At 73.0% G+C, this 25,074-nt stretch carries 16 protein-coding genes, 1 pseudogene and 1 riboswitch; of the genes and pseudogenes, 10 read left to right on the forward strand and 7 right to left on the reverse strand.

What is annotated here, in order from left to right; all coding sequences use genetic code 11:
• Positions 1-209: 209 nt before the first annotated feature.
• Together CFW40_RS21960 and CFW40_RS21965 are read left to right on the forward strand one after the other, a co-directional pair.
• Positions 210-923, forward strand: coding sequence for a response regulator transcription factor (locus tag CFW40_RS21960; RefSeq protein WP_088802285.1), 714 nt, complete (start codon positions 210-212; stop codon positions 921-923).
• 183 nt (positions 924-1,106) lie between these two features.
• A complete protein-coding gene (locus CFW40_RS21965) occupies positions 1,107-2,231 on the forward strand; it encodes an esterase family protein (RefSeq protein WP_088799494.1) in 1,125 nt (374 codons plus the stop codon).
• 115 nt (positions 2,232-2,346) lie between these two features.
• Here the strand turns inward: CFW40_RS21965 and CFW40_RS21970 are convergent, their stop codons facing one another.
• On the reverse strand, positions 2,347-3,525 hold the full coding sequence (locus CFW40_RS21970) for an NlpC/P60 family protein (RefSeq protein WP_088799495.1): 1,179 nt from the start codon (positions 3,523-3,525) through the stop codon (positions 2,347-2,349).
• 324 nt (positions 3,526-3,849) lie between these two features.
• Here CFW40_RS21970 and CFW40_RS21975 point away from each other — a divergent pair, with 324 nt between their 5' ends.
• Complete coding sequence (locus CFW40_RS21975) at positions 3,850-4,203, forward strand: hypothetical protein (RefSeq protein WP_088799496.1); 354 nt, start codon at positions 3,850-3,852, stop codon at positions 4,201-4,203.
• A 207-nt stretch (positions 4,204-4,410) separates the two neighbouring features.
• On the opposite strand, the gene CFW40_RS21980 is transcribed toward CFW40_RS21975, so the two are convergent.
• A complete protein-coding gene (locus tag CFW40_RS21980) occupies positions 4,411-5,556 on the reverse strand; it encodes a C40 family peptidase (RefSeq protein ID WP_088799497.1) in 1,146 nt (381 codons plus the stop codon).
• A 7-nt stretch (positions 5,557-5,563) separates the two neighbouring features.
• A riboswitch (cyclic di-AMP (ydaO/yuaA leader) is annotated at positions 5,564-5,748 on the reverse strand.
• Positions 5,749-6,038: 290 nt separating this feature from the next.
• Between CFW40_RS21980 and pcrA the strand changes: the two are divergent.
• Positions 6,039-8,497 (forward strand): annotated as a pseudogene (gene pcrA / locus CFW40_RS21985) (DNA helicase PcrA).
• Between the two features lie 135 nt (positions 8,498-8,632).
• Here the strand turns inward: pcrA and CFW40_RS21990 are convergent.
• A complete protein-coding gene (locus CFW40_RS21990) occupies positions 8,633-10,582 on the reverse strand; it encodes a M23 family metallopeptidase (RefSeq protein ID WP_088799498.1) in 1,950 nt (649 codons plus the stop codon).
• Positions 10,583-10,842: 260 nt separating this feature from the next.
• The gene (locus CFW40_RS21995; RefSeq protein ID WP_088799499.1) at positions 10,843-11,772 is read right to left on the reverse strand and encodes a triacylglycerol lipase; all 930 of its coding nucleotides are present in this window, start codon (positions 11,770-11,772) and stop codon (positions 10,843-10,845) included.
• Between the two features lie 375 nt (positions 11,773-12,147).
• On the opposite strand from CFW40_RS21995, the gene CFW40_RS22000 reads away from it, so the two are divergent.
• Positions 12,148-12,606, forward strand: coding sequence for a cobalamin B12-binding domain-containing protein (locus tag CFW40_RS22000; protein ID WP_088799500.1), 459 nt, complete (start codon positions 12,148-12,150; stop codon positions 12,604-12,606).
• A 26-nt stretch (positions 12,607-12,632) separates the two neighbouring features.
• Here CFW40_RS22000 and CFW40_RS22005 read toward each other — a convergent pair whose 3' ends face one another.
• Entirely contained in the window at positions 12,633-14,540 is a 1,908-nt protein-coding gene (locus CFW40_RS22005) for a DUF5691 domain-containing protein (RefSeq protein WP_256331340.1), read from the reverse strand.
• A 91-nt stretch (positions 14,541-14,631) separates the two neighbouring features.
• Entirely contained in the window at positions 14,632-16,026 is a 1,395-nt protein-coding gene (locus CFW40_RS22015; protein WP_088799501.1) for an SWIM zinc finger family protein, read from the reverse strand.
• 167 nt (positions 16,027-16,193) lie between these two features.
• Between CFW40_RS22015 and CFW40_RS22020 the strand changes: the two genes are divergently transcribed.
• The 5 genes from CFW40_RS22020 (at position 16,194) to CFW40_RS22040 (ending at position 23,558) form a co-directional block, all read left to right on the forward strand.
• The gene (locus CFW40_RS22020) at positions 16,194-17,348 is read left to right on the forward strand and encodes an AAA family ATPase (RefSeq protein ID WP_088799502.1); all 1,155 of its coding nucleotides are present in this window, start codon (positions 16,194-16,196) and stop codon (positions 17,346-17,348) included.
• The gene (locus tag CFW40_RS22025) at positions 17,345-19,903 is read left to right on the forward strand and encodes a DUF5682 family protein (protein ID WP_088799503.1); all 2,559 of its coding nucleotides are present in this window, start codon (positions 17,345-17,347) and stop codon (positions 19,901-19,903) included. Before CFW40_RS22020 ends, CFW40_RS22025 begins: the two co-directional genes overlap by 4 nt.
• Positions 19,900-21,159, forward strand: a complete 1,260-nt coding sequence (locus CFW40_RS22030) for a VWA domain-containing protein (protein WP_256331339.1) — start codon at positions 19,900-19,902, stop codon at positions 21,157-21,159. Before CFW40_RS22025 ends, CFW40_RS22030 begins: the two co-directional genes overlap by 4 nt.
• A 134-nt stretch (positions 21,160-21,293) precedes the next feature.
• Positions 21,294-22,157 (forward strand): hypothetical protein, encoded by an 864-nt coding sequence (locus CFW40_RS22035; RefSeq protein WP_143034541.1) that lies wholly within the window; start codon positions 21,294-21,296, stop codon positions 22,155-22,157.
• 93 nt (positions 22,158-22,250) lie between these two features.
• Positions 22,251-23,558, forward strand: coding sequence for a hypothetical protein (locus CFW40_RS22040; RefSeq protein WP_088799505.1), 1,308 nt, complete (start codon positions 22,251-22,253; stop codon positions 23,556-23,558).
• 302 nt (positions 23,559-23,860) lie between these two features.
• Here the strand turns inward: CFW40_RS22040 and CFW40_RS22045 are convergent, their stop codons facing one another.
• Positions 23,861-24,736 (reverse strand): peptidoglycan-binding protein, encoded by an 876-nt coding sequence (locus CFW40_RS22045; protein ID WP_088799506.1) that lies wholly within the window; start codon positions 24,734-24,736, stop codon positions 23,861-23,863.
• Between the last annotated feature and the right edge of the window lie 338 nt (positions 24,737-25,074).

The following is a 25,074-nucleotide window of genomic DNA, read 5'->3' on the forward strand; positions in this document are numbered from 1 at the left end:
GGCACATGACCGGGCCGGGCGAACGGCGGCCGGTGGCGGCACATGACCGGGCCGGGCGCGCGGCAGCCGGTGGCGGCACACGACCGCGCCGGGCGCGCGGCAGCCGGTGGCGGCACATGACCGGGCCGGGCGAACGGCGGCCGGTGGCGGCACCGCGGTACGGAGCACGGGATGATGGCGGCGCAGACATCGAGGGACGGGCGGAAGAGATGAGCAGCGAGGGCGCACAGCAGGGCGAGGCCGGCGGCGGGGCGGCCGAGGGCCGGACCGTACGGGTCGTGCTGGTCGACGACCACCGGATGTTCCGTACGGGCGTCCAGGCCGAGATCGGCGAAACCGGGCGCACCGGCGTCGAGGTGGTCGGCGAGGCGGCCGACGTCGATCAGGCGGTCACGGTCATCACGACCACCCGCCCCGAGGTCGTCCTGCTGGACGTCCATCTCCCCGGGGGCGGCGGTGTCGAGGTGCTGCGCCGTAGTGCCGCGATGATGGCCGACGCCGAGCGTCCGGTCCGCTTCCTCGCGCTCTCCGTCTCCGACGCGGCCGAGGACGTCATCGGTGTCATCCGCGGCGGCGCCCGCGGCTATGTCACCAAGACCATCACCGGCACGGACCTGGTCAACGCGGTCTTCCGGGTCTCCGACGGCGACGCGGTGTTCTCCCCGCGGCTGGCCGGCTTCGTCCTGGACGCCTTCGCCTCCACGGACGCCCCGCCGGTCGACGAGGACCTGGACCGCCTCACCCAGCGCGAGCGCGAGGTCCTGCGGCTGATCGCCCGCGGCTATGCGTACAAGGAGATCGCCAAGCAGCTCTTCATCTCCGTGAAGACCGTGGAATCCCATGTCTCCGCGGTGCTGCGCAAGCTCCAGCTCTCCAACCGCCACGAGCTGACCCGCTGGGCGGCGGCCCGGCGGCTGATCTGACCTGCACCGCCGCCGCGCGCCCGGTAACGGGCCGTCGGCCGGCGGGGTCGTAAAGAACGGCCAAAGACGGGCAACCAGGACCACGCGGATCACCATCTAAGGGCGCGGAGAGGCTCACTGCCGAAGGCGGGGCCGGAACCATCCCCACGTCCTTCGCGTAGTTGTCCCGGAAACGAGATCCCGATGAGCCTGACGGGCACGCCCTTCTTCCTCACCTCGATCCTGCTGTTGATCGTCGCCTTCGTGCTGCCGTTCGCCCTGTGGGGCCGAATAGCCGGGCCGCCCCTGCTGCGCAGCCTCGCCCGGCTGCTGATGCTGCTGTTCGCCCAGGTCACGGCCATCACCGTGGTCTTCGTCATGGTCAACAACGCCAACAATCTCTACGACACCTGGGGCGATCTGCTCGGCACCGGCAGCCATATCGAGGAGGCGCGGAACCTCGGCCCCGACGGCATGGGCGGCCGGCAGATCAAGAACGAGCCCAAGCAGCTCCAGCGGTTCCGCCCCGCCGACGACCCCAAGGTGGGTCCGGGTGTGCAGATGACCGACCTCAAGGGCCGGATCTCGGGCGTGCAGGGCGAGGTGTACGTATGGCTGCCGCCGCAGTACAACGACCCGGCCTACCGGAACCGGAAGTTCCCCGTGGTCGAGCTGCTGCCCGGCTACCCTGGCTCGGCGAAGACCTGGCTGGGCTCCCTGCGGGTGGCCGACCAGGTCCGGCCGTTGATGCAAAGCGGCCAGGTCAAGCCGTTCATCCTGGTGTCCCCGCGGACCGACGTCTTCCCCGGCGCGGACACCGGCTGCGTCAACATCCCCGGGAAGGTCAACGCCGACAGCTGGCTGACCGTCGATGTCCGCAAGATGATCGTGGACAACTTCCGGGCCGGCGACACCGCGGACTCCTGGGCCCTGGCCGGCTACTCGGCGGGCGCGCACTGCGCCGCCAAGCTGGCCCTCTCCCACCCGGACCGCTACCGCGCCGCGGTCGCCATGTCCGGCTACAACGACCCGGCGCTCGAACGTGACTCGCTGGCCGGCAAGGACCCCAAGCTGCGCATCGAGTCCAACCCGCTGCACATCCTGAAGTCCGCCAACGCCGCGGGGAGGCCGCCGCGTACGGCCCTGTATGTGTCGGGCGCGGCGGGCGACGGCTACCAAGCGGGCCTCGGTCTGCGGCAGTTCGCGAGGTTCCCGACGACGGTGAACGTCCAGCAGATCTCGTCGGGCGCCGGCGGCCACACCATGAAGGTGTGGGAGCACCAGGTGCCGCAGATCTTCCGCTGGCTGGGGACTCAGCTCAGGGGCTGAGCGCGCGGCGCGCCCGGCCGAGGGAGCCGCGAGGCAGGCGAAACCGTGCAGACCGCCCTTCCGCCGACAGACCGCCCCTACGCCGACAGACCCGCCCTACGCCCGCGGACCGGCCCTACGCCGGCCGGGTCGCCGCCGCGAACGGCATCTGGTCGATCGGCGCGATCCGCACCGGCGCCCCCGGATGCGGGGCGTGGATCATTTTGCCGTCCCCGATGTAGAGCCCCACATGGCTGATGCCGGAGTAGAAGAACACCAGGTCACCGGGGGCGAGTTGGGACCTGTCGATACGCGGCCCGGAGCTGATCTGGGTGTAGGTCGTACGGGGCAGCGACACGCCGCCCGACTTCCAGGCGGCCTGGGTCAGCCCCGAGCAGTCGAAGCCGGAGGGGCCCGTCGCGCCCCAGACGTACGGCTTGCCGAGGGCGGCGTAGGCATAGGCGACGGCCCGCGCGGCCCGGGGGTCGGGGGCCTGCGCCGCAGCCGCGGCGGCTCCCGGGCCGGCGGGAAGCTTTCCGGGAAGACCGCCCCCGCGCCCCGTCCCGTGCCCTGCCCGGCCCTGCCCGGCGCTGCCGTGCGCGCCGCCACGGCCCGCCATCCGCTGCCGTTGCTCGGCCGTGAGCTGGTTCAGCAACTGCTCGGCGGCGCCCAGCTTGTGGACGACCCTGACCCGGTGCTTCTTCAGCGCCGCCTCGGTGTCCGCCAGCCGTTGCGCAGTATCCTCGGCCCGCCGCTGGATCTGCCGTACGCTGCCGAGCCGGCGCGCGTAACCGGCCACCGCCGTGGCCTGGTGGCTGCCCGCCCGCTCCAGCACCGCGGCGCCGTCCAGATAGCGCTGCGGGTCCGCGGACAGCAGCAGCCGTACGGTCGGGTCGACGCCGCCGGAGCGGTACTGGCTCGCGGCCACGGTGCCCAGCTCGCCGCGGGCGGCGTTCAGTTCCGCTGTTCTGCGGGCGGCCTCGTCCTGCAGCCTGCTCAGCTCCTGGCGTGCGGCACCGGCGGCTTCCTTCGCGCCGTTGTAGCTCTGCGTGGCCACCTCTGCCTCCTGGTACAGCGCGTTGACCCGGTCCTTGACCCGGTCGGGGGTGAGCCGGTGCGCGGCCTGGCCGGCGCCGTCGGCCACGGCGGCGACGGGGGCACCCTCCGCCGCCGGGGCGAAGCCCGTGGCGGTGGCGGCGCCGGCCAGTGCCAGGGTGGCGGCCGTGCGGGCGGTGCGTGCGCTGCGTGCGCCGCCGGTGAGCGCGGCGAGCGGATGCTGCCGCGGCTTGCGGTGCGAGGCCACGGTGGCCGTCACTTCCTTCCCTTGGAGCCCGTGGGCCCGGCGGCGGTCCGTACGAGGGAACGGACCGCCGCCGCACCTCACGGCGGGGCGGCCGACAGGACGCCGGTGGGAGGCCGGCGAGGGCGGGGAGTCGACCGCCTGGAGGAGGACGCTAAGCCGGGGCGTTGCGGTGATGAGTCCACTTGCCCGGGATTGTTCGCTTTCGACCGGCACCGGCGCGCAGGTGACCGTGGCGCCACGGCCGCACGGCCGGGAGCGGGCCCGGCCTGACCGAAGCGGCGATTGTGGGCGCCCTGCCTGAAGAGCCGTGCTATGCGGCGGCTACGATCCAGCACTATGGACGTAGTAATCAATCTCTTCGTCGGCCTGCACATCATCGGCATCGCCTCCCTGCTGGGCGGCTTCCTGACCCAGATGAAGGCGATGGGCGCGGGCACCGCCCGCTTCGTGCCGGCGATGCTGCACGGTGCGCTGACGATGCTCGTCACCGGCATCGTGCTGGTCGGCCTCAACCAGGCCGAGGACCACAGCCTCAACACCATCAAGCTCGGCATCAAGATGGCCGTTCTGGTGGTCATCCTGGGGCTGGTCTACGTCAAGCGGGACGACGAGAAGATCGCCCCGCCGCTCTTCGGCGCGGTCGGCGCGCTGACGGTGGCCAACATCTTCATCGCCGTGCTCTGGACCTGAGCGGAACGGCGGACGCCCCGGGAACCGGGCTCGGGGCGCGGGCCACAGCGGCGGGCGCCCCGGAACCGGGCTCCGGGCGCCGACGCAGGCTCCCCGAACGGCACACCGCGCGGTCATCGCACTCCTCATCCGGAGGCGACGGCCGCGCGGTGGCGTGTGGGGGGTGGCCGTGGGGGGGTGGCCTGAAGGGGGAGCGGGGGCCGGGCCTCAGCCCGGGCGGACGCTCCCGTAGATCGGCATGTAGTAGATCGACTCCTCCCGGACGTCGGCGCCCGGGTGCGGGGCGTGGATCATCTTGCCGCCGCCTATGTACATGCCCACATGGCTGATGTCGTCATAGAAGAAGACCAGGTCACCGGGCTTGAGGTCTTTGGTGGCGACCCGCTGGCCGGCTTTGACCTGGTCCCAGGTGGTCCGCGGCAGGCTGACGCCGGCCGCCTTCCACGCCGCCTGGGTCAGTCCCGAGCAGTCGTAGGAGCTGGGTCCGGTCGCGCCCCACACATACGGCTTGCCCATCTGGGCGCGGGCGAAGGCGAGCGCCTTCTCGGCCTGGGTGGAGGACGAACCCCCGGTCGAGCCGCCGTCGTCGGCGCCGCCACCGGTCTGGCCGCCGGACGTGCCGCCGTCGTGCTGCCGGCGTTCCCGCTCCTGCTGCTTGCGGGCCTCCTCCTGGGCCTTGCGCTTGGCCGCCGCCTCCTTCTGGCGCTCCAGCTCCGCCAGCCGCGCCTTCTCCTGGGCGGTGAGCTCGGACAGCAGCTGCCGGGCCTCGGCCAGTTTCTGCTGGACGGACTGCTTGGACTCCTTGAGCGAGGCCTGCGAGGTCTGCAGCCGCTCCAGGTCGCGGGTCGCCTCCGCCCGCTGCCGGGCGGCCGCGGCCTGCTGCTCCTGGTAGTCGGAGACGGCCTCCTTCTGCCGTCCGGTCAGCCGCTCCATGAGGTGGCTGCGGTCGAAGAACTGCTGCGGGTCCTTGGCGAGCATCAGCTGCGCCGTCGGGTTCATGCCGCCGGTGCGGTACTGCGCCGACGCGAAGGTGCCCAGCCGGCGCCGGGCGTCGTTCATCTTCTCGGCCCGCTTGGCGGCGGCGTCGAGCAGTCCGTCGACACGGTCACGCTGGTCGTCGGTGTGCTCCTTGGCGGCGTTGTACTTCTGGGTGGCCACCTCGGCCTGGTGGTAGAGGTCGTCGACCTTCTGCTTGACCTCTTCGACGGTGGGCTTGGGCGCCCGGGGGGCCGCGTCGGCGGACTGCGAGAGCAGCGTGGCCGAGGCGAGGGCGGCGGTGGTGAGCCCGACCGCCGTACGCCGTCCTCCGGGCGAGGTGAGAATGCTGGTGCGCGGCTTGCGATGCGACGCCAAGGCCGGCGACTCCTTCCGTGGACCGCCTACCGGGTTAGCTGTCGGGTTCGGGCGGTGTCGCTGACGGAAGGCTTGCCCTACGGTCCGGATCTCCGCCGACGGCGGCTGTCCGGATCGATTCACCCCGGTGGTGCTGGTGGGTCCCCGGCTCCGGGTGCCCAAGGGCAGGGCCGGACTCGGCGTGGGCGGCCCGTGCGGACGCTGTCGTCCACGGGGAGGCGGGCTGCCTGAGCGAGGACGTTAGCCAACTCGTGTGGCTCCTGTGAAGGCTGATGTTCGATATGCCCGAAACCTTTTTGTGACCTGAACGCGATGCGGGGGTTGTCGTGACAGATGTCGGATTCGGGTAGACGAGCTGCCGACCGGTGGCATCCGGCCCCGGACGTCTGACCTGCCGCGCTGCCACGGCCCGCGGCGAAAGCGGGCCGCAATCGCCTACTGGGCCGCGGGCTGTCAGTGCGGCGGCCTAGACTCGGTGGGCGATGAGCAGCCTCTTTGACGACAGCTTCCTGGCGGACCTCGGCCCCAAGGGCGAGGAGGAGCACCCCCCGCCCCCGAGGACGAGCACGGCCCGGCCCCGGAGGAGATCCCCGCCGACCTCTTCGGCGGGAGGTTCGACGCGCCCGCGCCCAGAGAGGCGTACTACCGCGACGGCGCCGCCCGTCCGGTCCTCGACCCGGCGACGCTGCTGGAAGGGCTCAACGACGAGCAGAAGGCCGCCGTGGTGCACACGGGCGGCCCGCTGCTGATCGTCGCCGGCGCCGGCTCCGGCAAGACCCGGGTGCTCACCCACCGCATCGCTCATCTGCTCGCCCAGCGCCATGTCCACCCCGGCCAGATCCTCGCGATCACGTTCACGAACAAGGCCGCCGGCGAGATGAAGGAGCGCGTCGAGGAGCTGGTCGGTCCGCGCGCCAACGCCATGTGGGTTTCCACCTTCCACAGCGCCTGCGTCCGCATCCTGCGCCGCGAGTCCAAGAAGCTGGGCTTCACCTCCTCCTTCTCCATCTACGACGCCGCCGACTCCAAGCGCCTGATGGCACTGGTCTGCCGCGATCTGGATCTGGACCCCAAGCGCTACCCGCCCAAGTCCTTCAGCGCGAAGATCTCCAACCTCAAGAACGAGCTCATCGACGAGGAGACCTTCGCGGGGACTGCTGCCGATGGCTTCGAGAAGACGCTGGCCGAGGCGTACGCGATGTACCAGGCGCGGCTGCGCGAGGCCAACGCCCTGGACTTCGACGACATCATCATGACCACGGTCAATCTGCTCCAGGCCTTCCCGGACGTCGCCGACCACTACCGCCGACGCTTCCGCCACGTCCTCGTCGACGAGTACCAGGACACCAACCACGCCCAGTACACCCTCGTCCGCGAGCTGGTCGGCCCCGCCGAGACCGCCGCCGAGCTGTGCGTCGTCGGCGACGCCGACCAGTCGATCTACGCCTTCCGCGGCGCCACGATCCGCAACATCCTCCAGTTCGAGGAGGACTACCCGGACGCGACGACGATCCTGCTGGAGCAGAACTACCGCTCCTCGCAGACGATCCTGTCCGCCGCCAACGCCGTCATCGAGCGCAACGAGAACCGCCGCCCCAAGAACCTCTGGACGGACGCCGGCGCCGGCCCCAAGATCACCGGCTATGTCGCCGACACCGAGCACGACGAGGCGCAGTTCGTCGCCGACGAGATCGACCGGCTGACCGACGCCGGTGACGCCAAGGCCGGCGATGTCGCGGTCTTCTACCGCACCAACGCCCAGTCCCGGGTCTTCGAAGAGATCTTCATCCGGGTCGGACTGCCCTACAAGGTCGTCGGCGGGGTGCGCTTCTACGAGCGCAAGGAGGTCCGCGATGTCCTCGCCTATCTGCGGGTGCTCAGCAACCCCGAGGACACCGTCCCGCTCCGCCGCATCCTGAACGTCCCCAAGCGCGGCATCGGCGACCGCGCCGAGGCGATGATCGACGCCCTGTCGCTGCGCGAGAAGATCACCTTCCCGCAGGCGCTGCGCCGGGTCGACGAGGCGTACGGCATGGCGGCCCGCTCCGCCAACGCCGTCAAGCGCTTCAATGTCCTCATGGAGGAGCTGCGCACCATCGTCGAGTCCGGCGCCGGCCCCGCCACGATCCTGGAAGCGGTCCTGGAGCGCACGGGCTACCTCGCCGAACTCCAGGCCTCCACCGACCCCCAGGACGAGACCCGGATCGAAAACCTCCAGGAACTCGCCGCCGTGGCCCTGGAATTCGAGCAGGACCGCGGCGAAGACAACCCAGGCACCCTCTCCGACTTCCTGGAGCAGGTCGCGCTGGTCGCCGACTCCGACCAGATCCCGGACGAGGACGAGGAGGGCAGCGGCGTGATCACCCTCATGACGCTGCACACCGCCAAGGGCCTGGAGTTCCCGACCGTCTTCCTGACCGGCCTGGAGGACGGCGTCTTCCCGCACATGCGCTCGCTGGGCCAGACCAAGGAGCTGGAGGAGGAGCGCCGGCTGGCCTATGTCGGCATCACCCGCGCCCGCCAGCGGCTTTACGTCACCCGCTCGACGATGCGCAGCGCCTGGGGCCAGCCCTCCTACAACCCGCCCTCCCGGTTCCTGGAGGAGATCCCGGCCGACCACGTGGAGTGGAAGCGCACGGGTCCGGCGACGCCGTCCGCGTCCATGGGCGGCATGTCGGCAGGCGGCAGCGGCGGAGGCGGCTTCGGCTCCGTGCTCTCGTCGTCGCGCGCCAAGGGCCCGAGCGGCTTCGCGACCCGCCGTGCCGGTGACCGTCAGGTCGTCTCACTGACCATCGGCGACCGGGTCACCCACGACAGCTTCGGGCTCGGCACGGTCGTCGGCGTCAAGGGCAGCGGCGACAACGCCGAGGCGACGATCGACTTCGGCGGTGAGAAGCCGAAGCGGCTGCTGCTGCGGTATGCGCCGGTGGAGAAGCTGTAACGGGAGCCGCGCGGGCCGGGTGACGGGGATCGTCACCCGGCGGACGGCGGACGGCGGACGGCGGACGGCGGCATGGCGGAACCCGTGGAACGGCGGCACGCGGAACGGCGGTCGGTGCGGGTGGGGGCCCGTGTCTCAGTTCGGGTTGAGACCGTGATCGCGCAGCCACGGCTGCGGGTCGACCGCCGCGCCACCACCGGGGCGCACCTCGAAGTGCAGGTGCGGACCCGTGGAGTTGCCGGAGTTGCCCGAATAGGCAATCTGGTCACCGGCCTTGACCGACCCGGACCGGATCTTGGTGCTGCTCAGATGGCAGTACCACGTCTCGGTGCCGTCGGGCGCGGTCACGATCGCCATGTTCCCGTAGGCGGAGTTCCACTGGGTGCGGATGGTGCCGTCGGTGGCGGACATGACGGGGGTGCCGTAGCTGACCGGGAAGTCGATGCCGGTGTGCACGGACATCCAGTTCACACCGGCCTGGCCGAAGGTGGCGCTCAGCCCGTGCTGCGTGACCGGCAGGACGAACTTGGGGCGGGCGGCCTCCTTGCGGGCCGCCTCCTCCGCCTTGCGCTTGCGCTCCAGCGCCTGGCGCTCCTTGAGGTCGATCCGCTCCTGGGTGCGGCTGGCCCGGTCGCGGAAGTCGTCGGCGCTGGCACTGAGTCCGGCGAGCTGGGTGTCGAGCTTGTTGTTGGCCGCGGCCGGTTTGACGGCGCCGGCGTCGGGCGCGGCCTGGGCAGTCGCCTCGGTCTTGTCGTCCCCGGTGAATCCGGTGACGGACGCGGCGGCCACGGCGCACACGCCCATGGCGGCGACCGAGGGGACGGCGACGGTCAGCAGCGCCGACCGCTTCACCGGGCGCTTCCGGCCGCGGCCACGGACGGCCTTCCCGGCGTCCGCTCCGGCGACCCGCCGCCCGGTAGGGGCGGCGGGGGTGACCGGCATGGCCTGCGTCATGGCGTCGGCCACGGCAGCGGCAGCGCTGGTGTCGTGGCCGCCACCGGAGCGAGTGCCGTCGCCGGGGGCACCGCCGTCGTTCCCGGGCCGGCCGGCCTCGAAGACGTCGGTCTCGAAGCCGTCGGCGTCGAACTGCTGGGTATCGAGCCGGCTCACATCGAGCTGGCCGACATCGAGCTGAGTGAAGTCGAGCTGACCGGTGTCGGCCTGACCGGTGTCGCCCGGACCGGTTTCGCCCCACGCGGTGGTGTCCCAGTGGACGGTGTCGGTCGGGGGCGGGCCGGCCTGGGCCGGGATGCCGGCGATCAGATTCCGGTCCATGGTGGGCCAGATCGCCGTGGCCTCGTAGCTCGCGGTCTCCTGAAGGGAGGCCTCCTGAACGGCGGCGTCCTGGAGGGCGGTGGCCTGTCGGCCGATGGTCTCGAAGCCGCCGGTGGCCTCGAAGTCACCGGGGGTCTCGTACGCGCCGGTGGCGTAACTCCCGGTGTCATAGGTACCGGTGGGATAGCTCCCGGTGTCGTACCCGCCGTGCCCGTAGGCGGTGGCTTCGTACGCGGCGTTCTCGTACGTGGTGGCCGCCGTGTCGTAGGCGGGAGACGCGTACGCGGCCGGGTCCTGTGCCGGGGACTCGTAGGCGGTGTGCGCATAGGGGTCGTAGCCCGCGGCGGCCGAGTGCGGGGCGACGGCGGGGTAGGCGCCGCTGTCGTAGGCAGCGGTCTCGTGGGCGGTGGTGTCCCACTGCGCCGAGGCGTAGCTGCCGGTGTCGTAGGCGCCGGTGGCATAGCCGTCGACCGCCGCGTACGCACCTGTGTCGTAGGTACCCGTGTCGTACGCACCGGCGTGGAAGGTGCCCGTGCCGTAGGCGCTCATGCCATAGGCGCCCGCGTCGTGGGTACCCGTGTCGTACGTCCCGGTGCCGTAGCTGCCGGTGTCGTACGTGCCGGTCTCGTACATACCGGTCTCGTACGAGCCGGGAAGCGAGCCGAAGAGCGGATCGCCGTCGCCGTATGCGGCGTTGTCCGACGGGGAGTGCTGCTGCCCGTAGGAGTCGTAGGCGGGATAGTGCGCATACGAGGCGTCGGAAGCGGATCCGGTCGGGAGCGGGGCCCCCGATGGGTGACGGTCGTTCACCAACTTCTCTTTCGCCTCGGCAGCAGGAGAATTAGCGGCGACTGTACCCGGCGGTACGCGGCGGCGACAATCTTCCACAGGTTTTGGGCTCGGCGAGACCGGGCATTTGGCCGCCTTTCGGCGGTCCCATGCGAGCTCTTGGCGCCCCGTTCGATGCTTGTTCGGCAACACGTCATGATCAGGTGGCCGCTGCGGCGCCGTTCCGGTGCCCGTTTCGGCGTCGCGCGGGACCGGAGTCGGGCCGTCCTCGCAGGCCGGGATCAGGCCACCGAAATGACGTCCGCGGCCCCTTCCGTGGTCCGTGCCGAGGTCAGTGCCTCGCGTATGCCGGCGGCGACGGTGCCGTTGACCGGTAGCGCGAGATGTCCGACACCGGCGACATGCACATTGTCCGCATGCAAATCAGGATGACTGATTCTGGCCGTCGTGGCGGGGACCATCACCCGGTCTTCCTCGCTCCAGAAAGCGACAAAGTGCGTCCGGCAATGCGGCGCCGGAAGCGACAACTCCGTAATCACCGCTGAATCGGGGCGCATTTGGCGGACGATCGGGTGCGCCGACATCAGGGGGGCGATGGCGGTGCCGGCGTGCGGGGTGCCGAGCGTGATCAGCGTGCGGACGCGGGTGTCGCCGCCGAGCCGCTGCACGTAATAGCGGGCGATGAGCCCGCCCAGGCTGTGGCCCACGAGGTCCACCCGGCGATGCCCGGTCCGCGCGCACACCTCCTCCACATGGCGGCTCAGCAGCTCGGCGGCCTTACGCAGATCACAGGTCAGCGGGGAGTAGTTGAGCGCTTCGACATGACGCCAGCCGTGCCGGTGCAGCGAGCGGCGCAGCAGCAGGAAGACGGAGCGGTTGTCGATGAAGCCGTGGAGCAGGAGGACCGGCGGATGGGCCCGGCCCTCGGTCGGCAGCATCGACGGCGCGCCGGGGCTGGGTGGCACGGTCTCCGGTGCGGGGTGTCCGTCCGGAGTCACGCCGGGGTGCGGGGCGGGTGGTGGCAACGGGCGTTCCCGGGAGATGCCGGTCGGGTAGAGCAGGAGGTGGCCGGCGAGGACCGCCAGCTCCACGGCCGTGCTGCGCAGGAGCAGGGGAGAGGCGTGAGCGGGGAGCCGGCGTGCGCGCTGGAAGGGCGCGGCGAAAAAGCGCGCGAGCAGTAGGGGTGCGGAGAGAAAGGGCAGGGCCTGCATGGCCGACCTCCCGAATGGCACGCGGGAGGCGGCTTCGACCCCCGTATGCCCTCGTGGGAAGCCATGAGCAGCGACGGCGGGCATGCGGCGTACCCGCCCTGATGCGCGCCCGGCGGCGCGGTGGCCCGGCTGCGACTCCCCGAGCGCCCGCCCCGCGCGTACGGATCCGCCCGGCAGGGGCGGCACGACACGCGGAACACGGCGCGTAGCGAACGTGTCCCAGGTGTGATTTCCCCCTCCCCGGATGTCACGAAACGGCTGGGTACGGGATGCTGGCGATAACGTTCGTTCACGCTCGTGGCCGCCGGATCGCGGTCGCGCGATCGATTGTCGGCTCGGCGGCACCACAGTGCCGTGCATGGCTTGGAGGCAGTGATGAGTGTGGCTCGGCATGACGGAGCGCAAGCGGGGAGCCAGGGCACGGCGGGCAGGTCGGGTCCGATCCGTGTGGTCGTGGCCAAGCCGGGTCTGGACGGGCACGACCGGGGCGCCAAGGTCATCGCGCGGGCGCTGCGCGACGCCGGTATGGAGGTGATCTACACCGGGCTGCACCAGACGCCGGAGCAGATCGTCGACACCGCGATCCAGGAGGACGCCGACGCGATCGGGCTGTCCATCCTCTCCGGCGCGCACAACACCCTCTTCGCGAAGGTCATCGCCCTCCTGGAGGAGCGCGACGCGGCGGACATCAAGGTCTTCGGCGGCGGCATCATCCCCGAGGACGACATCGCCCCGCTCAAGGCGCAGGGCGTCGCGGAGATCTTCACGCCGGGCGCGACGACCGCTTCGATCGTGGAGTGGGTCAACACGAATGTGCGCCCGCTGGCGGTCTGAGCCACGGGGCAGGTCTGGGCCGGGGGTCATGGGGCGAGGGGCTGTCGTGTGGTCCGGACCGGGACGTGGGCCGGGGTGGCGGTAGGGGTGCGGGTGTCGGCGCCTGTGCCCGTGCCGCTGTCGTCCGTGCCCGTGCCGCTGACCGTGCCGTCGTGGCCGGTGGGTTCCGGGGCGAGTTCGGCGTGCATGGTGGCGCGGAGGCGCAGGGTGCCGACCAGGCGCTGGAAGGCCTCGGACCAGTAGCCGCCGGAGCCCGGTGAGGCGCCCTCCGGCTCGTCGGTGACGGCGGTGAGCAGCGCGAGACGGTCCGCCGCTGCCGGGTCCAGACAGCGCTCGGCCAGGCCCATCACCCCGCTGAAGCTCCATGGGTAGCTGCCCGCGTCCCGGGCGATGTCCAGGGCGTCGACGACGGCCCCGCCGAGCGGTTCGGCCCAGGGGACCGCGCACACGCCGAGCATCCGGAAGGCCTCCGACAGCCCGTGGGCCGCGATGAACTCAGCGACCCACCGGGCGCGTTCGGCATCGGGCAGTACGGTCAGCAGCTTGGTCAGGTCCCGCGACGAACCGGCCGGTGCGACCTCGGACGCCTGGGACGGAGCGCCGGGCGCACCCAGCAGCGCCCGCGCCCAGTCGGTGTTCCGCTGGCGCACCGCGGCGCGGCACCAGGCGTCGTGCAGCTCCGTCCGCCAGTCGTCGGCCACCGGCAGCGCGATGATCGCCGCCGCGTCGCGGCCCCCGAAGCGGGCGTGCCATCCGTCCAGCGGGGCAGCCTCCACCAACTGGCCCAGCCACCAGGACCGTTCGCCCCGTCCGGAGGGCGGCTTGGGCGCCACGCCGTCCCGCTGCATCGCCGTATCGCACTCGTGCGGCGCCTCGACGGCGATCGCCGGTGCGCCGGCCGTACGGTCCAGGCCGACACAGGTGTGCGCGCGCTGCGCCATCCGGGCCGCGAGGGCGGATCCGGGCAGCGTGGAGAGCAGTTCGGCGGCCGTGGCGCGGACGTTCCGGCTGCGGTCGGACAGCGCCTGTTCCAGGAAGGGCTCATCGGCCGTCGAGAGTCCGTCACGCAGCGAGTCGAGGAACATCAGACGGTCCTCGGCCCGCTCCGTGGGCCAGGTCGTGGACAGCAGCGCCAGGCCGGCCCCCGGGTCCTGGCGGCGCAGCGCGGTCAGCAAGGCGACCCGCTCCGCGAACAGGCCCTCCTCCCAGCGGCGCCGTACGCCGTCGGGGTCGTCGGGGCTGTCGGTGCTGTCGGTGTCGTTGACGCCGCCGTGGTCGGAGAGCCCGGCCGGGCCGCCGATCCCCCGAAGCGCGAACTTCCACTCCGGGTTGAGCCGTGACAGCCACAGGGCGCGCGGCCCCGCCAGCGCCAGCGCGGCGGGCCGCAGGTCCGTACGGGCACGGGCCGTGTCGAGCAGTGCGGGCAGCAGCGCCTCCGGGGCGCGGTAGCCGAACTCCTCGGCGGCGGCCAGCCACTGGGGGAGCAGTTCGGTGAGGTCGGGGGCCGTGCCCCGGCGGCTGCCGCCGCTGCCGCCGCGGTCGGCGAGCAGCAGGGCCAGGCGGCGGCGCGCGGCGGGCGGCAGCGGGGGCCGCGGGTCGGCCGGGGCCGGGGCGGGCCGTTCGCCGGCCGGTGCCGGGCGTAGTGCGGCGCGGCGGCGCACCGTGCTCACCGCCGCCGCGTCCAGCAGTGCGGCCGCGGCGCCCTGCCCGGAACGCACCGCCACCGGCGGCGTCCGCCGCTCGGTCCCGAGGAGCGCGGCGCTCACGAGATCGGCCCAGGGGGCCGGGTCGGTCGGGGTGGGGGCGGGGGCAGGGGAAGGAGACGTGGCGGGTGCGGATGCTGGTGCGGATGTGGCTTCGGGGGCGGCGGAGGGAGTGGGTGCAGCGGGTGAAGTGGGTGAAGTGGGTGAAGTGGGCCTGGTGGTGGTCGTCATGCCCTTCCTCCGGGATCGGTGGTGGACGGTGTGTGCGGCCGGTGGGTGACGGGGGTGAGGGGCCTGGTCGGCGGGGCGAGGGGGGCCGGGGTCACAGAGACACCGGGGCCGGGTCCCAGGCGGTCAGCGGCAGGAAGCCGCGGTGGCCGCATTCGCCGAAGACCGTGATCGGCGCGCCGCCCGATATGGCGGCCAGCTGCCACAGGCCCGTCCGTCCCGGACCGCGCGGGTCCAGCGGCAGCGCCGACTCCCCGTCCGCGTCGGCCAGTTGCCAGCTTGTGCCGTCGCGGCTGGGGATCGGTGTGACCTCGGAGAGCACCACCGGCCAGGAGTCCAGCCACGGGTCGTCGCGCAGAGCGTCGCCGTACGCGGCCAGGGCGGCGTCGATACCGCAGCCGGACGGCACGGGGCCCGGGACCGCCGGGGCGTGCCGCTCGCCCAGGGCGGCGCGGAGGGGGCGGGCGCCGGGGTAGTAGGCGAGGTCCGCATCGAGCACCAGACCGGGGGGCAGGGCCGGACCAGGCCGGCGCTGGGCGCCGCCGCCGAAGGAGAGATGCAGCGCCATCCGGCCGGTCCGCTCGCCGCGGAGGAAGATGCGGCGAGTGGTCAACGCGCCGTCATCGGTGTCCTGTTGGGCGAGCACCAGCCAGCGGTCCCGGACCGTCGCCGCCTCGGAGCCGGTCAGCAGATCCGCCGCCTCCGTGGTCAGCCCCACGCGGGAGCGGACCGTTGCCGCGAGGGGGGCCGGCAGCCGCTCGATTCCAAGGAACCCCTGGTCGAGGAGGTGCAGCAGGGCGCACTCCTCCAGCAGCCGGGCCGGCCAGTCCGGTCCGGACGCCACGACCGCATCCAGCTCGCGCACCCGCGAGGCGAGTCCGGGCGCTTGGGCGTCGACCATCCGGGCGGCCGTCTCGCCCCAGGAGCCCCCTCCGCCGCCGCCCGGCCGGGAGGTCCCCCCGTCGGCGCGGCCGGCCGAGGCCAGCCCCGACTGCAGCAGATCCTCCAGGCGCTGCTCCAGCTCCGTCGCACCGGCGCCGATCCGCTGCATCCGGCTCTCCGCCCGCCGCTTGGCGGCCTCCGGGTCGGCAGGCGCCCGCGAGGGAGCTCCGCCGCCCGGGGCCGACCGGGCGGACCGCTCGGCGCGCTCCCGGCGGCCGGCCAGCCACTCGCCCGCCCACGGCGCCGGTTCCCCGGCCGCCACCTCCCGTTCGCCGCCCGCCCAGAGCAGCAGCAGCCCCAGCGCGTGCTTGCACGGAAATTTGCGGCTCGGGCAACTGCAGGTGAAAGCAGGACCGTTGAGGTCCACCGCCGTGCGGTACGGCTTCTTGCCGCTGCCCTTGCACTGCCCCCACACCGCGCTCGCGTCCGCGCCCGTTTCCGACCACGGCCCCGGCGCCGCGAGCTTGCCGCCCGCCCTGCGCGAGGCCTCGTCAGGCGCCAGCGCGAGCACCTGATCCGTCGTCCAGCGTTCCCCCTGCGGATTCATGTCATCGACGCTACGACGCCCCACTGACAATCGCCGCGGAACGCGATGAACTCGCAGCTCAGGGTGGGTTTTCGGGGGATTGTCAGTGGCGTGGTGCAGGCTTGATTCCGCAAGCGGCCGCAGGGATTTCGCCGTCCCGGCCGCACACGTTGCGACGAGGGGGAACCATGTCCGAGAACAGCTTCAAGACGACGGACGACGCGACCGAACCGAAGGGTGGGACGGCGGCGCAGGGCGCGGGCGGCGAAGCGCTGCGACCGCACGCCGAGGACAGTTTCGCGGCGGAGCTGACGGCCCTCGCGGCGGCCGACGACCGGCCGCGCCCGGAGCGCTGGCGGCTCTCGCCGTGGGCGGTCGCGACCTATCTCCTCGGCGGCACGCTCGCGGACGGCACGGTCATCACCCCCAAATATGTCGGCCCGCGCCGGATCGTCGAGGTCGCCGTGACGACGCTGGCGACGGATCGCGCACTGCTCCTGCTGGGCGTGCCGGGCACCGCGAAGACGTGGGTGTCCGAGCATCTGGCGGCGGCCGTCAGCGGCGACTCCACCCTGCTGGTCCAGGGCACGGCCGGCACCCCCGAAGAGGCGATCCGCTACGGCTGGAACTACGCCCAGCTGCTCGCCAACGGCCCCAGCCGCGAGGCGCTGGTGCCCAGCCCGGTGATGCGCGCGATGGCACAGGGCATGACCGCACGGGTCGAGGAACTGACCCGTATCCCCGCCGATGTCCAGGACACGCTCATCACCGTCCTGTCGGAGAAGACCCTGCCCATCCCGGAGCTGGGCCAGGAGGTGCAGGCCGTCCGCGGCTTCAACCTGATCGCCACCGCCAACGACCGCGACCGCGGGGTCAACGAACTCTCCAGCGCGCTGCGCCGCCGCTTCAACACCGTCGTCCTGCCGCTGCCCGCCACCCCGGACGAAGAGGTGGACATCGTCTCGCGCCGGGTCGAGCAGATCGGGCGCTCGCTGGATCTCCCGGCCGGGCCCGAGGGGCTGGACGAGATCCGCCGAGTCGTCACGGTCTTCCGCGAGCTGCGGGCCGGCCTCACCTCCGACGGCCGCACCAAGCTCAAGTCGCCGTCCGGCACCCTCTCCACGGCCGAGGCCATCTCGGTGGTGACGAACGGGCTGGCCCTGGCCACCCACTTCGGGGACGGTGTGCTGCGCGCCGGGGACGTGGCCGCGGGCATCCTGGGGGCCGTGGTCCGCGATCCGGCGGCGGACCGGGTCGTATGGCAGGAGTACCTGGAGACCGTGGTGCGCGAGCGCGACGGCTGGAAGGACTTCTACCGCGCCTGCCGTGAGGTGAGCGCATGACCGGGCCGGTGCTGCTCGGGGTGCGGCATCACGGCCCCGGCTCGGCGCGGGCGGTGCGCGCCGCCCTCGACCAGTGCACGCCGGACGCGGTCCTCATCGAGGGACCACCGGAGGCGGACGCGCTGGTGCCGCTGGCCGCCCAGGAGGGGATGCGTCCGCCCGTCGCGTTGCTCGCCCATGCACAGGACGATCCCGGCCGCGCGGCGTTCTGGCCGCTGGCCGAGTTCTCCCCGGAGTGGGTGGCGATGCGCTGGGCACTGGAGCGAGGCGTCCCCGTCCGCTTCATCGACCTGCCCGCGGCGCACTCCCTGGCGATGGGGGACGGCGAGGGGCCGGGGGCCGGTGAGGAGTCGGTGACCGATGGAGGGCCGGTGACCGATGGAGGGCCGGCCGACGAGCTTTCGGCCGCCGGACAGGAACGGGAAGAGGTATCCGACGAGGCACCCGACGAGGCCGCGGTGCGGGTCGATCCGATCCGGGTGCTGGCCGAGGCGGCCGGGTACGACGACCCCGAGCGCTGGTGGGAGGACGTGGTCGAACACCGCGGAGGTGCGGGAGGAGCGGGGACCGCAGGGGACGCCGGTGCGGACGCGCTGGCGCCGTTCGCGGCGCTGGCCGAGGCGATGGGGGCGCTGCGCGAGGCGTACGGGGACGGCGGCCATGACCGTGATCCGCTGCGCGAGGCCCATATGCGGCTGCGACTGCGCGCCGCGCGAAAGGAGTTCGGGGAGGGTGTCGCCGTGGTGTGCGGTGCCTGGCATGTACCGGCCCTGGCGCGGCGTACCACCATGGCCGCTGACCGGCAGCTGCTCAAGGGCCTGCCGAAGGTGAAGGCGGCGGTGACCTGGGTGCCCTGGACGCACCGACGGCTCTCCCGGCACAGCGGCTACGGCGCCGGTATCGCCTCACCGGGCTGGTACGGCCATCTCTTCGGGGCCCCCGACCGCCCCGTGGAACGCTGGCTCACCAAGGTCGCGGGGCTGCTCAGGGAAGAGGACTACGCGGTCTCGTCGGCGCACATCATCGAAGCGGTGCGGCTCGCCGAGGGGCTGGCCACGGTGCGCGGCCGCCCGCTGGCCGGCCTGACGGAACTGAACGACGCGGTCCGGGCCGTGATGGGGGACGGCTCCGATGCGCCGTCCTCGCTGATCCACGACCGGCTGGTGGTGGGGGAGGTGCTGGGCGAGGTTCCGGAGGACGCCCCCGCCGTGCCGCTGCAACGGGACCTCACCCGCAGCCAGCGGACGCTGCGGCTCAAACCGGAGGCTCCGGAACGGGAACTGGAGCTGGACCTGCGCAAGGAGACCGACGCCGGCCGCAGCCGCCTGCTGCACCGGCTCCGGCTGCTCGGCATCCCGTGGGGCGAGCCCGGCCGCTCCCGCGGCAGCACCGGCACGTTCCGGGAGACCTGGCGGCTGCGCTGGGAGCCCGAACTGTCGGTGCGGGTCGCGGAGGCCGGTATCTGGGGCACGACGGTCCTCTCGGCCGCCACGGCCAAGGCCGCGTCCGAGGCGTCGGAGGCGGCCACGCTCGCCGAGGTCACCGCGCTCGCCGAGCGCTGCCTGCTGGCCCAACTCCCCGACGCTCTCCCGGTGGTGATGCGGGCGCTGTCGGACCGTGCGGCGCTGGACGCGGACGTGGGCCATCTCGCCCAGGCGCTGCCCGCCCTCGTACGGTCCGTGCGCTACGGCGATGTGCGCGGCACGGACGCCGCGGCGCTGCGCGAGGTGGCGACGGGCCTGGCCGAGCGGGTCTTCGTCGGGCTGCCACCCGCCTGCCTGGGCCTGGATGCCGACGGCGCCACCGAAATGCGCGGCCATCTCGACGCCACGCACCAGGCCGTCGCCCTCCTCGGCCAGCCGCAGACCGGGCAGCAGACCGGACCGGCGACCGGCCCACAGCCCGGAGCGCAAGATGGACCGCCGCCCGTATCGCCGCCCGGACCGCAGCATCTGCGGGCGCGGTGGGCCGGGGTGCTGCGGGCGGTGAGTGAACGGGACGCCGTGCCGGGTCTGATCCGCGGGCGGGCGGCCAGACTGCTGCTCGAAGAAGGGGAGCTGGGCGACGGGGGAGCGGAGCGGCTGATGGGGCTCGCCCTCTCGCCGGGCACCCCGCCCGCCGATGCCGCCGGCTGGATCGAGGGGTTCGCCGGCGGCGGGGACGGCGGCATGCTGCTGGTCCATGACGAACGGCTGCTCGCGCTGGTCGACGGCTGGCTGACCGGTGTGCCGGACGCCTCGTTCACGGACGTCCTGCCGCTGCTGCGCCGGACCTTCGCGGAGTACGAGGCCGGTGTGCGGCGCACCCTCGGCGAACTGGTCCGCCTCGGCCCCACGACCCCGTCCCGCCACCCGGCAGGCGCGGCACCGGACGCCGCCGCGCCCGGCTTCGGCCCCGGCCTGGACCGCGACCGCGCCGCGGCCGTCCTCCCCACCCTGCGCCTGCTGTTGGGCATCGCGGCGCCCGGCTTCGGCGACGAGCCCGGCGAGCGGCCGGACGACACCCCACCGGACACCACCCGACCGGCCGACGACCTCACGGGGGCACGGACATGACCCACACGACCATGACCCACACGACACCGGACCCATCGACGACGGATACGGCCACCGACTCGGCGCCGGCGACGAACACCGTTGCCGCCCCCACCCCTGAAGCCGAACGGCTGCGCCGCTGGCGGCTGTTGCTCGGTGGCGGCGGTGCGGACGGTACGGGGTGTGAACTCCGTGGGCGGGACGCGGCGATGGACGGGGCGCTGGCCTCGCTCTACGGCCGGGACAAGGGCAGCGGCAGCACGGCGCCCGGCGGTCGGCGCTCGGCGGGGCTCGGGGCTTCGGCACCCGGGGTGGCGCGCTGGCTCGGCGACATCCGTACGTACTTCCCGTCCTCCGTGGTGCAGGTGATGCAGCGGGACGCCATCGACCGGCTGGGGCTGTCCGCGCTGCTGCTGGAGCCGGAGATGCTGGAGGCCGTCGAGGCGGATGTGCATCTGGTGGGCACCCTGCTCTCGCTCAACAAGGTCATGCCGGAGACCACCAAGGAGACCGCCCGCGCCGTCGTCCGCAAGGTCGTCGAGCGGTTGGAGAAGAAGCTGGCGCAGCGCACCCGCGCCACCCTCACCGGCGCCCTGGACCGCTCCGCCCGGATCAGCCGGCCGCGCCACCGCGACATCGACTGGGACCGCACGATCCGGGTGAACCTCAAGAACTACCTCCCGGAGTACCGCACGGTCGTCCCCGAGCGGCTGATCGGCTACGGCCGCGCGGCGCAGTCGGTGAAGAAGGACGTGGTGCTCTGCATCGACCAGTCCGGTTCGATGGCCGCCTCGGTCGTCTATGCCTCGGTGTTCGGCGCGGTGCTCGCCTCCATGCGGGCCCTCGACACCCGGCTCGTCGTCTTCGACACCTCGGTCGTCGATCTGACGGACCAACTGGACGACCCCGTGGACGTCCTCTTCGGCACCCAGCTCGGCGGCGGCACGGACATCAACCGTGCCCTCGCCTACTGCCAGTCCCGCATCACCCGCCCCACCGAAACCGTCGTCGTCCTCATCAGCGACCTCTACGAGGGCGGCATCCGGGACGAGATGCTCAAGCGGGTCGCCGCGATGAAGGCGTCCGGGGTGCAGTTCGTGACCTTGCTCGCGCTCTCCGACGAAGGGGCACCCGCCTACGACCGTGACCACGCCGCCGCCCTCGCGGCCCTGGGCGCACCGGCGTTCGCCTGCACCCCGGATCTGTTTCCGGACGTGATGGCGGCCGCGCTCGAAAAAAGGCCGCTGCCCATACCGGACATGGCGGAGCAACGGTGACAGGACCCCCGGGGGGAGTTGCGCGGCACCTGCCACCTCATGCAAGGATCAGGCCATCGCTCGATCGCCCGCGACGCGCGTGACCCCGAGGCCGTCTGCCTTGGGCGTCCCCGTCCGTAGGGGAAGGTCCCTCCTTGTCTGCTGTGCTCGCCCTGCCTGCCGCCGTGCGCCTGCCGCGCACCGTGGCCGCGCGGCGTGCCCTGCTGGCCGGGCTCTTCCTGGTGGGCTTTGTCGCCCTCGGCTTCGCCTTCGGTCCCGGCGCCCATGCCGACGACCGCACGCGGAGCGCGGACCTGACCGGGGTGGCAACCCCGGCCAGGACCGCGTCCGAGGGGTCCACCCCGGACCGGGCCGCCACCCGGGACGGGGCGGCGAACAGGCTGTCCGGCTCCAAGGCCGCGCTCCAGCGGCAGGGCAAGGCGTCCGGCGCGAAGCTCGCCGAGCACACCCACGCCGCGTCCGACGCGGTGGCCCAGGCCGTACGGCCCGCCGCCGAGCAGGCCGCGCCGGTCACCGAGCCGGTGAACCGCGTCGTGCGGGAGGCCGGGGACTCGGCGGGCGCCGCGCTTCCCGTGCACCTCCCCTCCGGTGAGCACACCGGAGGCTCCGGAGACGGCGCGACGCACCAGCACGGCCGTACGCCGGGCGACGCACAGCCGGCCGGTCCGCGGACCGCTGACCAGGTCGGCGGCCCGTCCGCCGCGCCCTCGTCGCGCCCCGCCGACTGCCTGCCCGAGCCGGCCGCCGAGCACCCCTCGGCCGCCGCCCACGAGCAGCACGCCCCGGGCCACAACGGCCTTCCGGGACAGTGCCCGCAGGCTCCGGTGGCGCCTGCCTCGCACACCGCCGGTGACGGCCATGGCCCCCGTGGCGGGGACCACTACGCCGCCGCCCCGGCGGACCCCCTGCGCTTCCGGCTCCTGCCCGGTGGCGTCCGCACGGCCGATGGCGCTCCGACGCGTCGGCGTGCCGAAGAAATCCTCGAATTCCCGGGCTAGGGCAGACCGCTCCGCGTCTGTAACTGACCTGCCGCGCGGGGGCGGGACAGGTCTGCCCTTTCACCCCTTTTGAATTCGAAGGACTTCACCTCCATGCGCTCGAACATCCGCCGTTCCATCGTTGTTGCCACCGCCGCCACCGGGCTGTGGGCCCTGGGCTCCGTCGCCGCCAACGCCGCCGAGCTGCCCGTCGGCTCGGACCTGCCGACCGCCGGCACGGTGACCGGCACGGCGAAGCAGCTGCCCACCGGAGACGTGGCCGGCGCCGTGACGAAGACGGCCAAGACCGTCACCACGACCGCCAAGGAGACGGCGGGCAAGGCCACCGGTGCCCTCGGCGGCGATGTGACCACCCAGGACCTGCCCACCGGTGAGCTGCCGCAGGCCGGCGACCTGACCGGTGCGGTGGACGGCGTGCGGAAGCAGGCCCACGGCGCCGGCCTGCCGAAGACCGGTGAGGTGCGCAAGGCCGCTGACCTGAAGAAGGCCAAGAAGGCCGCCAAGGGCGCCGGCCTGGGCAAGGCCGGCCGTCTGGCGCAGGGCACGCTGCCCTCCGTTCCGTCGCTGCCCGCCACCCCGGGCGTCCCGTCCGCCCACCTGCCCCAGGGCCTGCCGGGCACCCCGGCGCTGCCCAAGGCCCCCGCGCTGCCCAAGGCTCCGGGCTCGGTCGACAACCTGCTGGCCGGTCTCGCCGGTGCGGGCATCCGTCCCGAGCAGCTGACGAAGCCGGTCCAGGGCGGTCTTGCCACCGCCCGTCCGGTCGTCGGCAAGGCGGCCTCCGACGTGCTGCCGCCCGTCGCCCGCCGGGTAGTCGTCAAGGTCGTGCCGGTCGCGCAGGGCGCGGTCGGCGGTGCCGGTCACCTCGCCGGTGACGCGGCCGGCCAGGCCACCCCGTTCGTGATCACGGTCGGCGGCCAGGCGCAGCTGTTCGCGCAGGGCGCTGCCGCCGACGCGGTGCCCTTCGCCCAGGGTGTGGCCGGTGACGCGGCGCCGTTCGTCCAGGGCAAGACGACCGACACCGTGGCGTTCGCCCGGGGCGCGGCCGCTGACGCCACCCCGTTCGCGCGGGGTCTGGCCGCCGTTGTCGCGACCGACGCGCAGGGCACCGCCGGACAGGCCGTCGCCGGTGTGCAGGGCCTGGCCCCGGTGAAGGCGGTTCCGGCCGTTCCTTCCGTCCCGGCCGCGCCCTCCGTGCCCGCCGTCCCGGCCAACGTGACTGACGCCGTCCCGGCCGTGCCCGCCGTCCCGGCCAACGTGACCGACGCCCTCCCGGCGGTTCCCGCCGTCCCGGCCAACCTGACCGACGCCGTTGCCCTCCCGGCCGTGCCCGCCAACCTGGCCGACCTGACCAACGCCGCCAACATCCCGGCCCTCCCGGCCCTCCCGGTCCAGGCGGTCTGAGGCCTCAGGCCGACACCACCGGACCTCGGCCGCGGCGGCGGCCGAAGCCGGAACACCCATGAACAGCCGGGCGGACCTCTGTGGGGGAGGGCCGCCCGGTCTTGGTGTTTTTCACCGCACCACCGACCACCGACCACCGCACCGCTTCTTCCCGTCCGCGGTGCGCCAACAAGGCAGCCGGCGCTGCGTGTTGGCCTTCCTGCGGACTGCGGACTGCGGACTGCGGACTGCGGGCTGCGGGCTGCGGGCTGCGGACTGCGGGCTGCGGGCTGCGGACTGCAGGCTGCGGGCCACCCGCCGTGCTAGGTGCGTGGCACCCGCAACCGTTCCCAGCTGACCTGTCCCGGCACCCCGTCCGCATCCTCGCCGTGGAAGCCGAGCTTGCGCTGCCAGGCCGCGTACGACTGCCGGTCCGCCTCGGTCCACTCCGGACCGGGGCCGATTTCGTAGTGGCCGCAGTCCTCGGCCACCAGCCGCTTCCCCATCGCCGTGATCACCGGGCTGTGGGTCCCGGACCGGAAGAAGTCACGGCCGGGGAACGGCTCCCACGCCGGCTGCTGCGGCTCCGGTGCGCCCTCCGCCGGCTTCGCCAGCCGCTTCTTGATCCGGCCCCGCAGGTCGTTCATCGCGACGCCCCGCGGGTCGACCTTCCCCGGCTGCCATTCGAGATGCCCGATCACCGAGTGTTCGCTCCAGCCGTGCACCCGGCAGACCGCCGCCGCGGCCTTCTCCATGGCGACCTGCTGCGCCTGGGGCCACGGGTCCTTGCCGTCGCCGAGGTTGATGCATTCGAAGCCGTAGAAGCGGGCGTTGCCGTCGGTGTCCGCCTCGTCGTCCGGCGGCAGCTCCGCGTCCTCGCGGATCACCGCACGCAGGACGTCGCCGTCGCCGAGCCCGGCATGGTTGGCACGGCCGTTGCCGACGAGATGGACCTCGCCCTGCTTGTCGATCACGCCGTGACACAGTGGCCCCGGCAGCTCGGAGCGCCCGTCGTAACACAGGTCCACCGTGCTGTCGGTGCCCTGGGTGGCGGTGTGATGGATCATCACGCCGTTCACCGGGCCCCAGGGGCCCTTGGCGTTCCGGTTGTGCTCACGCCAGTCGCGGACCTCGTGGACCACCAGGCCCTCGTCGCGCAGCGACGCGATCAGCTTGCTCGCGGTCAGGGGAGTGGCCATCGGTCCGTACCTCCTGCGTCGCCCGCGGCTTCGGCCGCCGCGGTGGTCTGTGCCCTGCTCGGCACCGGACCCGCCGCGCCGTAGGTCGTTTCCGGCACCGGGTGTGAGGGCGCCGAGAAATCGAGAAAGAAGGAGCGGGACCAAGCCTGAAGTGTGTGACTCCTGATGTGTAGGTATCCGTGCGTGCTCGTGCTCAAGACAGTGTCCGTAGCGGGAAGTTGAAGGGTCAAGAGGCCTTTCCGGACCCGTCAGCGGAGGCCTCTTCCTCCACGGATTCCCGTGCCGTCGGAACCGGAATCGCCGGACGCGGGGCGCACGGAGGCGTACCGGGAGGGGGC

The organism is Streptomyces sp. 2114.4, from assembly GCF_900187385.1.
GTDB classification, from domain to species: Bacteria; Actinomycetota; Actinomycetes; order Streptomycetales; family Streptomycetaceae; genus Streptomyces; species Streptomyces mooreae.

Excerpts from the sequence above, each read along its gene's own strand:
- CFW40_RS22045 (WP_088799506.1), bottom strand. The coding sequence starts at position 24,736 with ATGGCCACTCCCCTGACCGCGAGCAAGCTGATCGCGTCGCTGCGCGAC.
- CFW40_RS22005 (WP_256331340.1), bottom strand. The coding sequence starts at position 14,540 with ATGACGACCACCACCAGGCCCACTTCACCCACTTCACCCACTTCACCC.
- CFW40_RS22030 (WP_256331339.1), top strand. The coding sequence starts at position 19,900 with ATGACCCACACGACCATGACCCACACGACACCGGACCCATCGACGACG.
- CFW40_RS21995 (WP_088799499.1), bottom strand. The coding sequence starts at position 11,772 with ATGCAGGCCCTGCCCTTTCTCTCCGCACCCCTACTGCTCGCGCGCTTT.
- CFW40_RS21965 (WP_088799494.1), top strand. The coding sequence starts at position 1,107 with ATGAGCCTGACGGGCACGCCCTTCTTCCTCACCTCGATCCTGCTGTTG.
- CFW40_RS21975 (WP_088799496.1), top strand. The coding sequence starts at position 3,850 with ATGGACGTAGTAATCAATCTCTTCGTCGGCCTGCACATCATCGGCATC.
- CFW40_RS21960 (WP_088802285.1), top strand. The coding sequence starts at position 210 with ATGAGCAGCGAGGGCGCACAGCAGGGCGAGGCCGGCGGCGGGGCGGCC.
- CFW40_RS22040 (WP_088799505.1), top strand. The coding sequence starts at position 22,251 with ATGCGCTCGAACATCCGCCGTTCCATCGTTGTTGCCACCGCCGCCACC.
- CFW40_RS22020 (WP_088799502.1), top strand. The coding sequence starts at position 16,194 with ATGTCCGAGAACAGCTTCAAGACGACGGACGACGCGACCGAACCGAAG.
- CFW40_RS22000 (WP_088799500.1), top strand. The coding sequence starts at position 12,148 with ATGAGTGTGGCTCGGCATGACGGAGCGCAAGCGGGGAGCCAGGGCACG.
- CFW40_RS22015 (WP_088799501.1), bottom strand. The coding sequence starts at position 16,026 with ATGAATCCGCAGGGGGAACGCTGGACGACGGATCAGGTGCTCGCGCTG.
- CFW40_RS22025 (WP_088799503.1), top strand. The coding sequence starts at position 17,345 with ATGACCGGGCCGGTGCTGCTCGGGGTGCGGCATCACGGCCCCGGCTCG.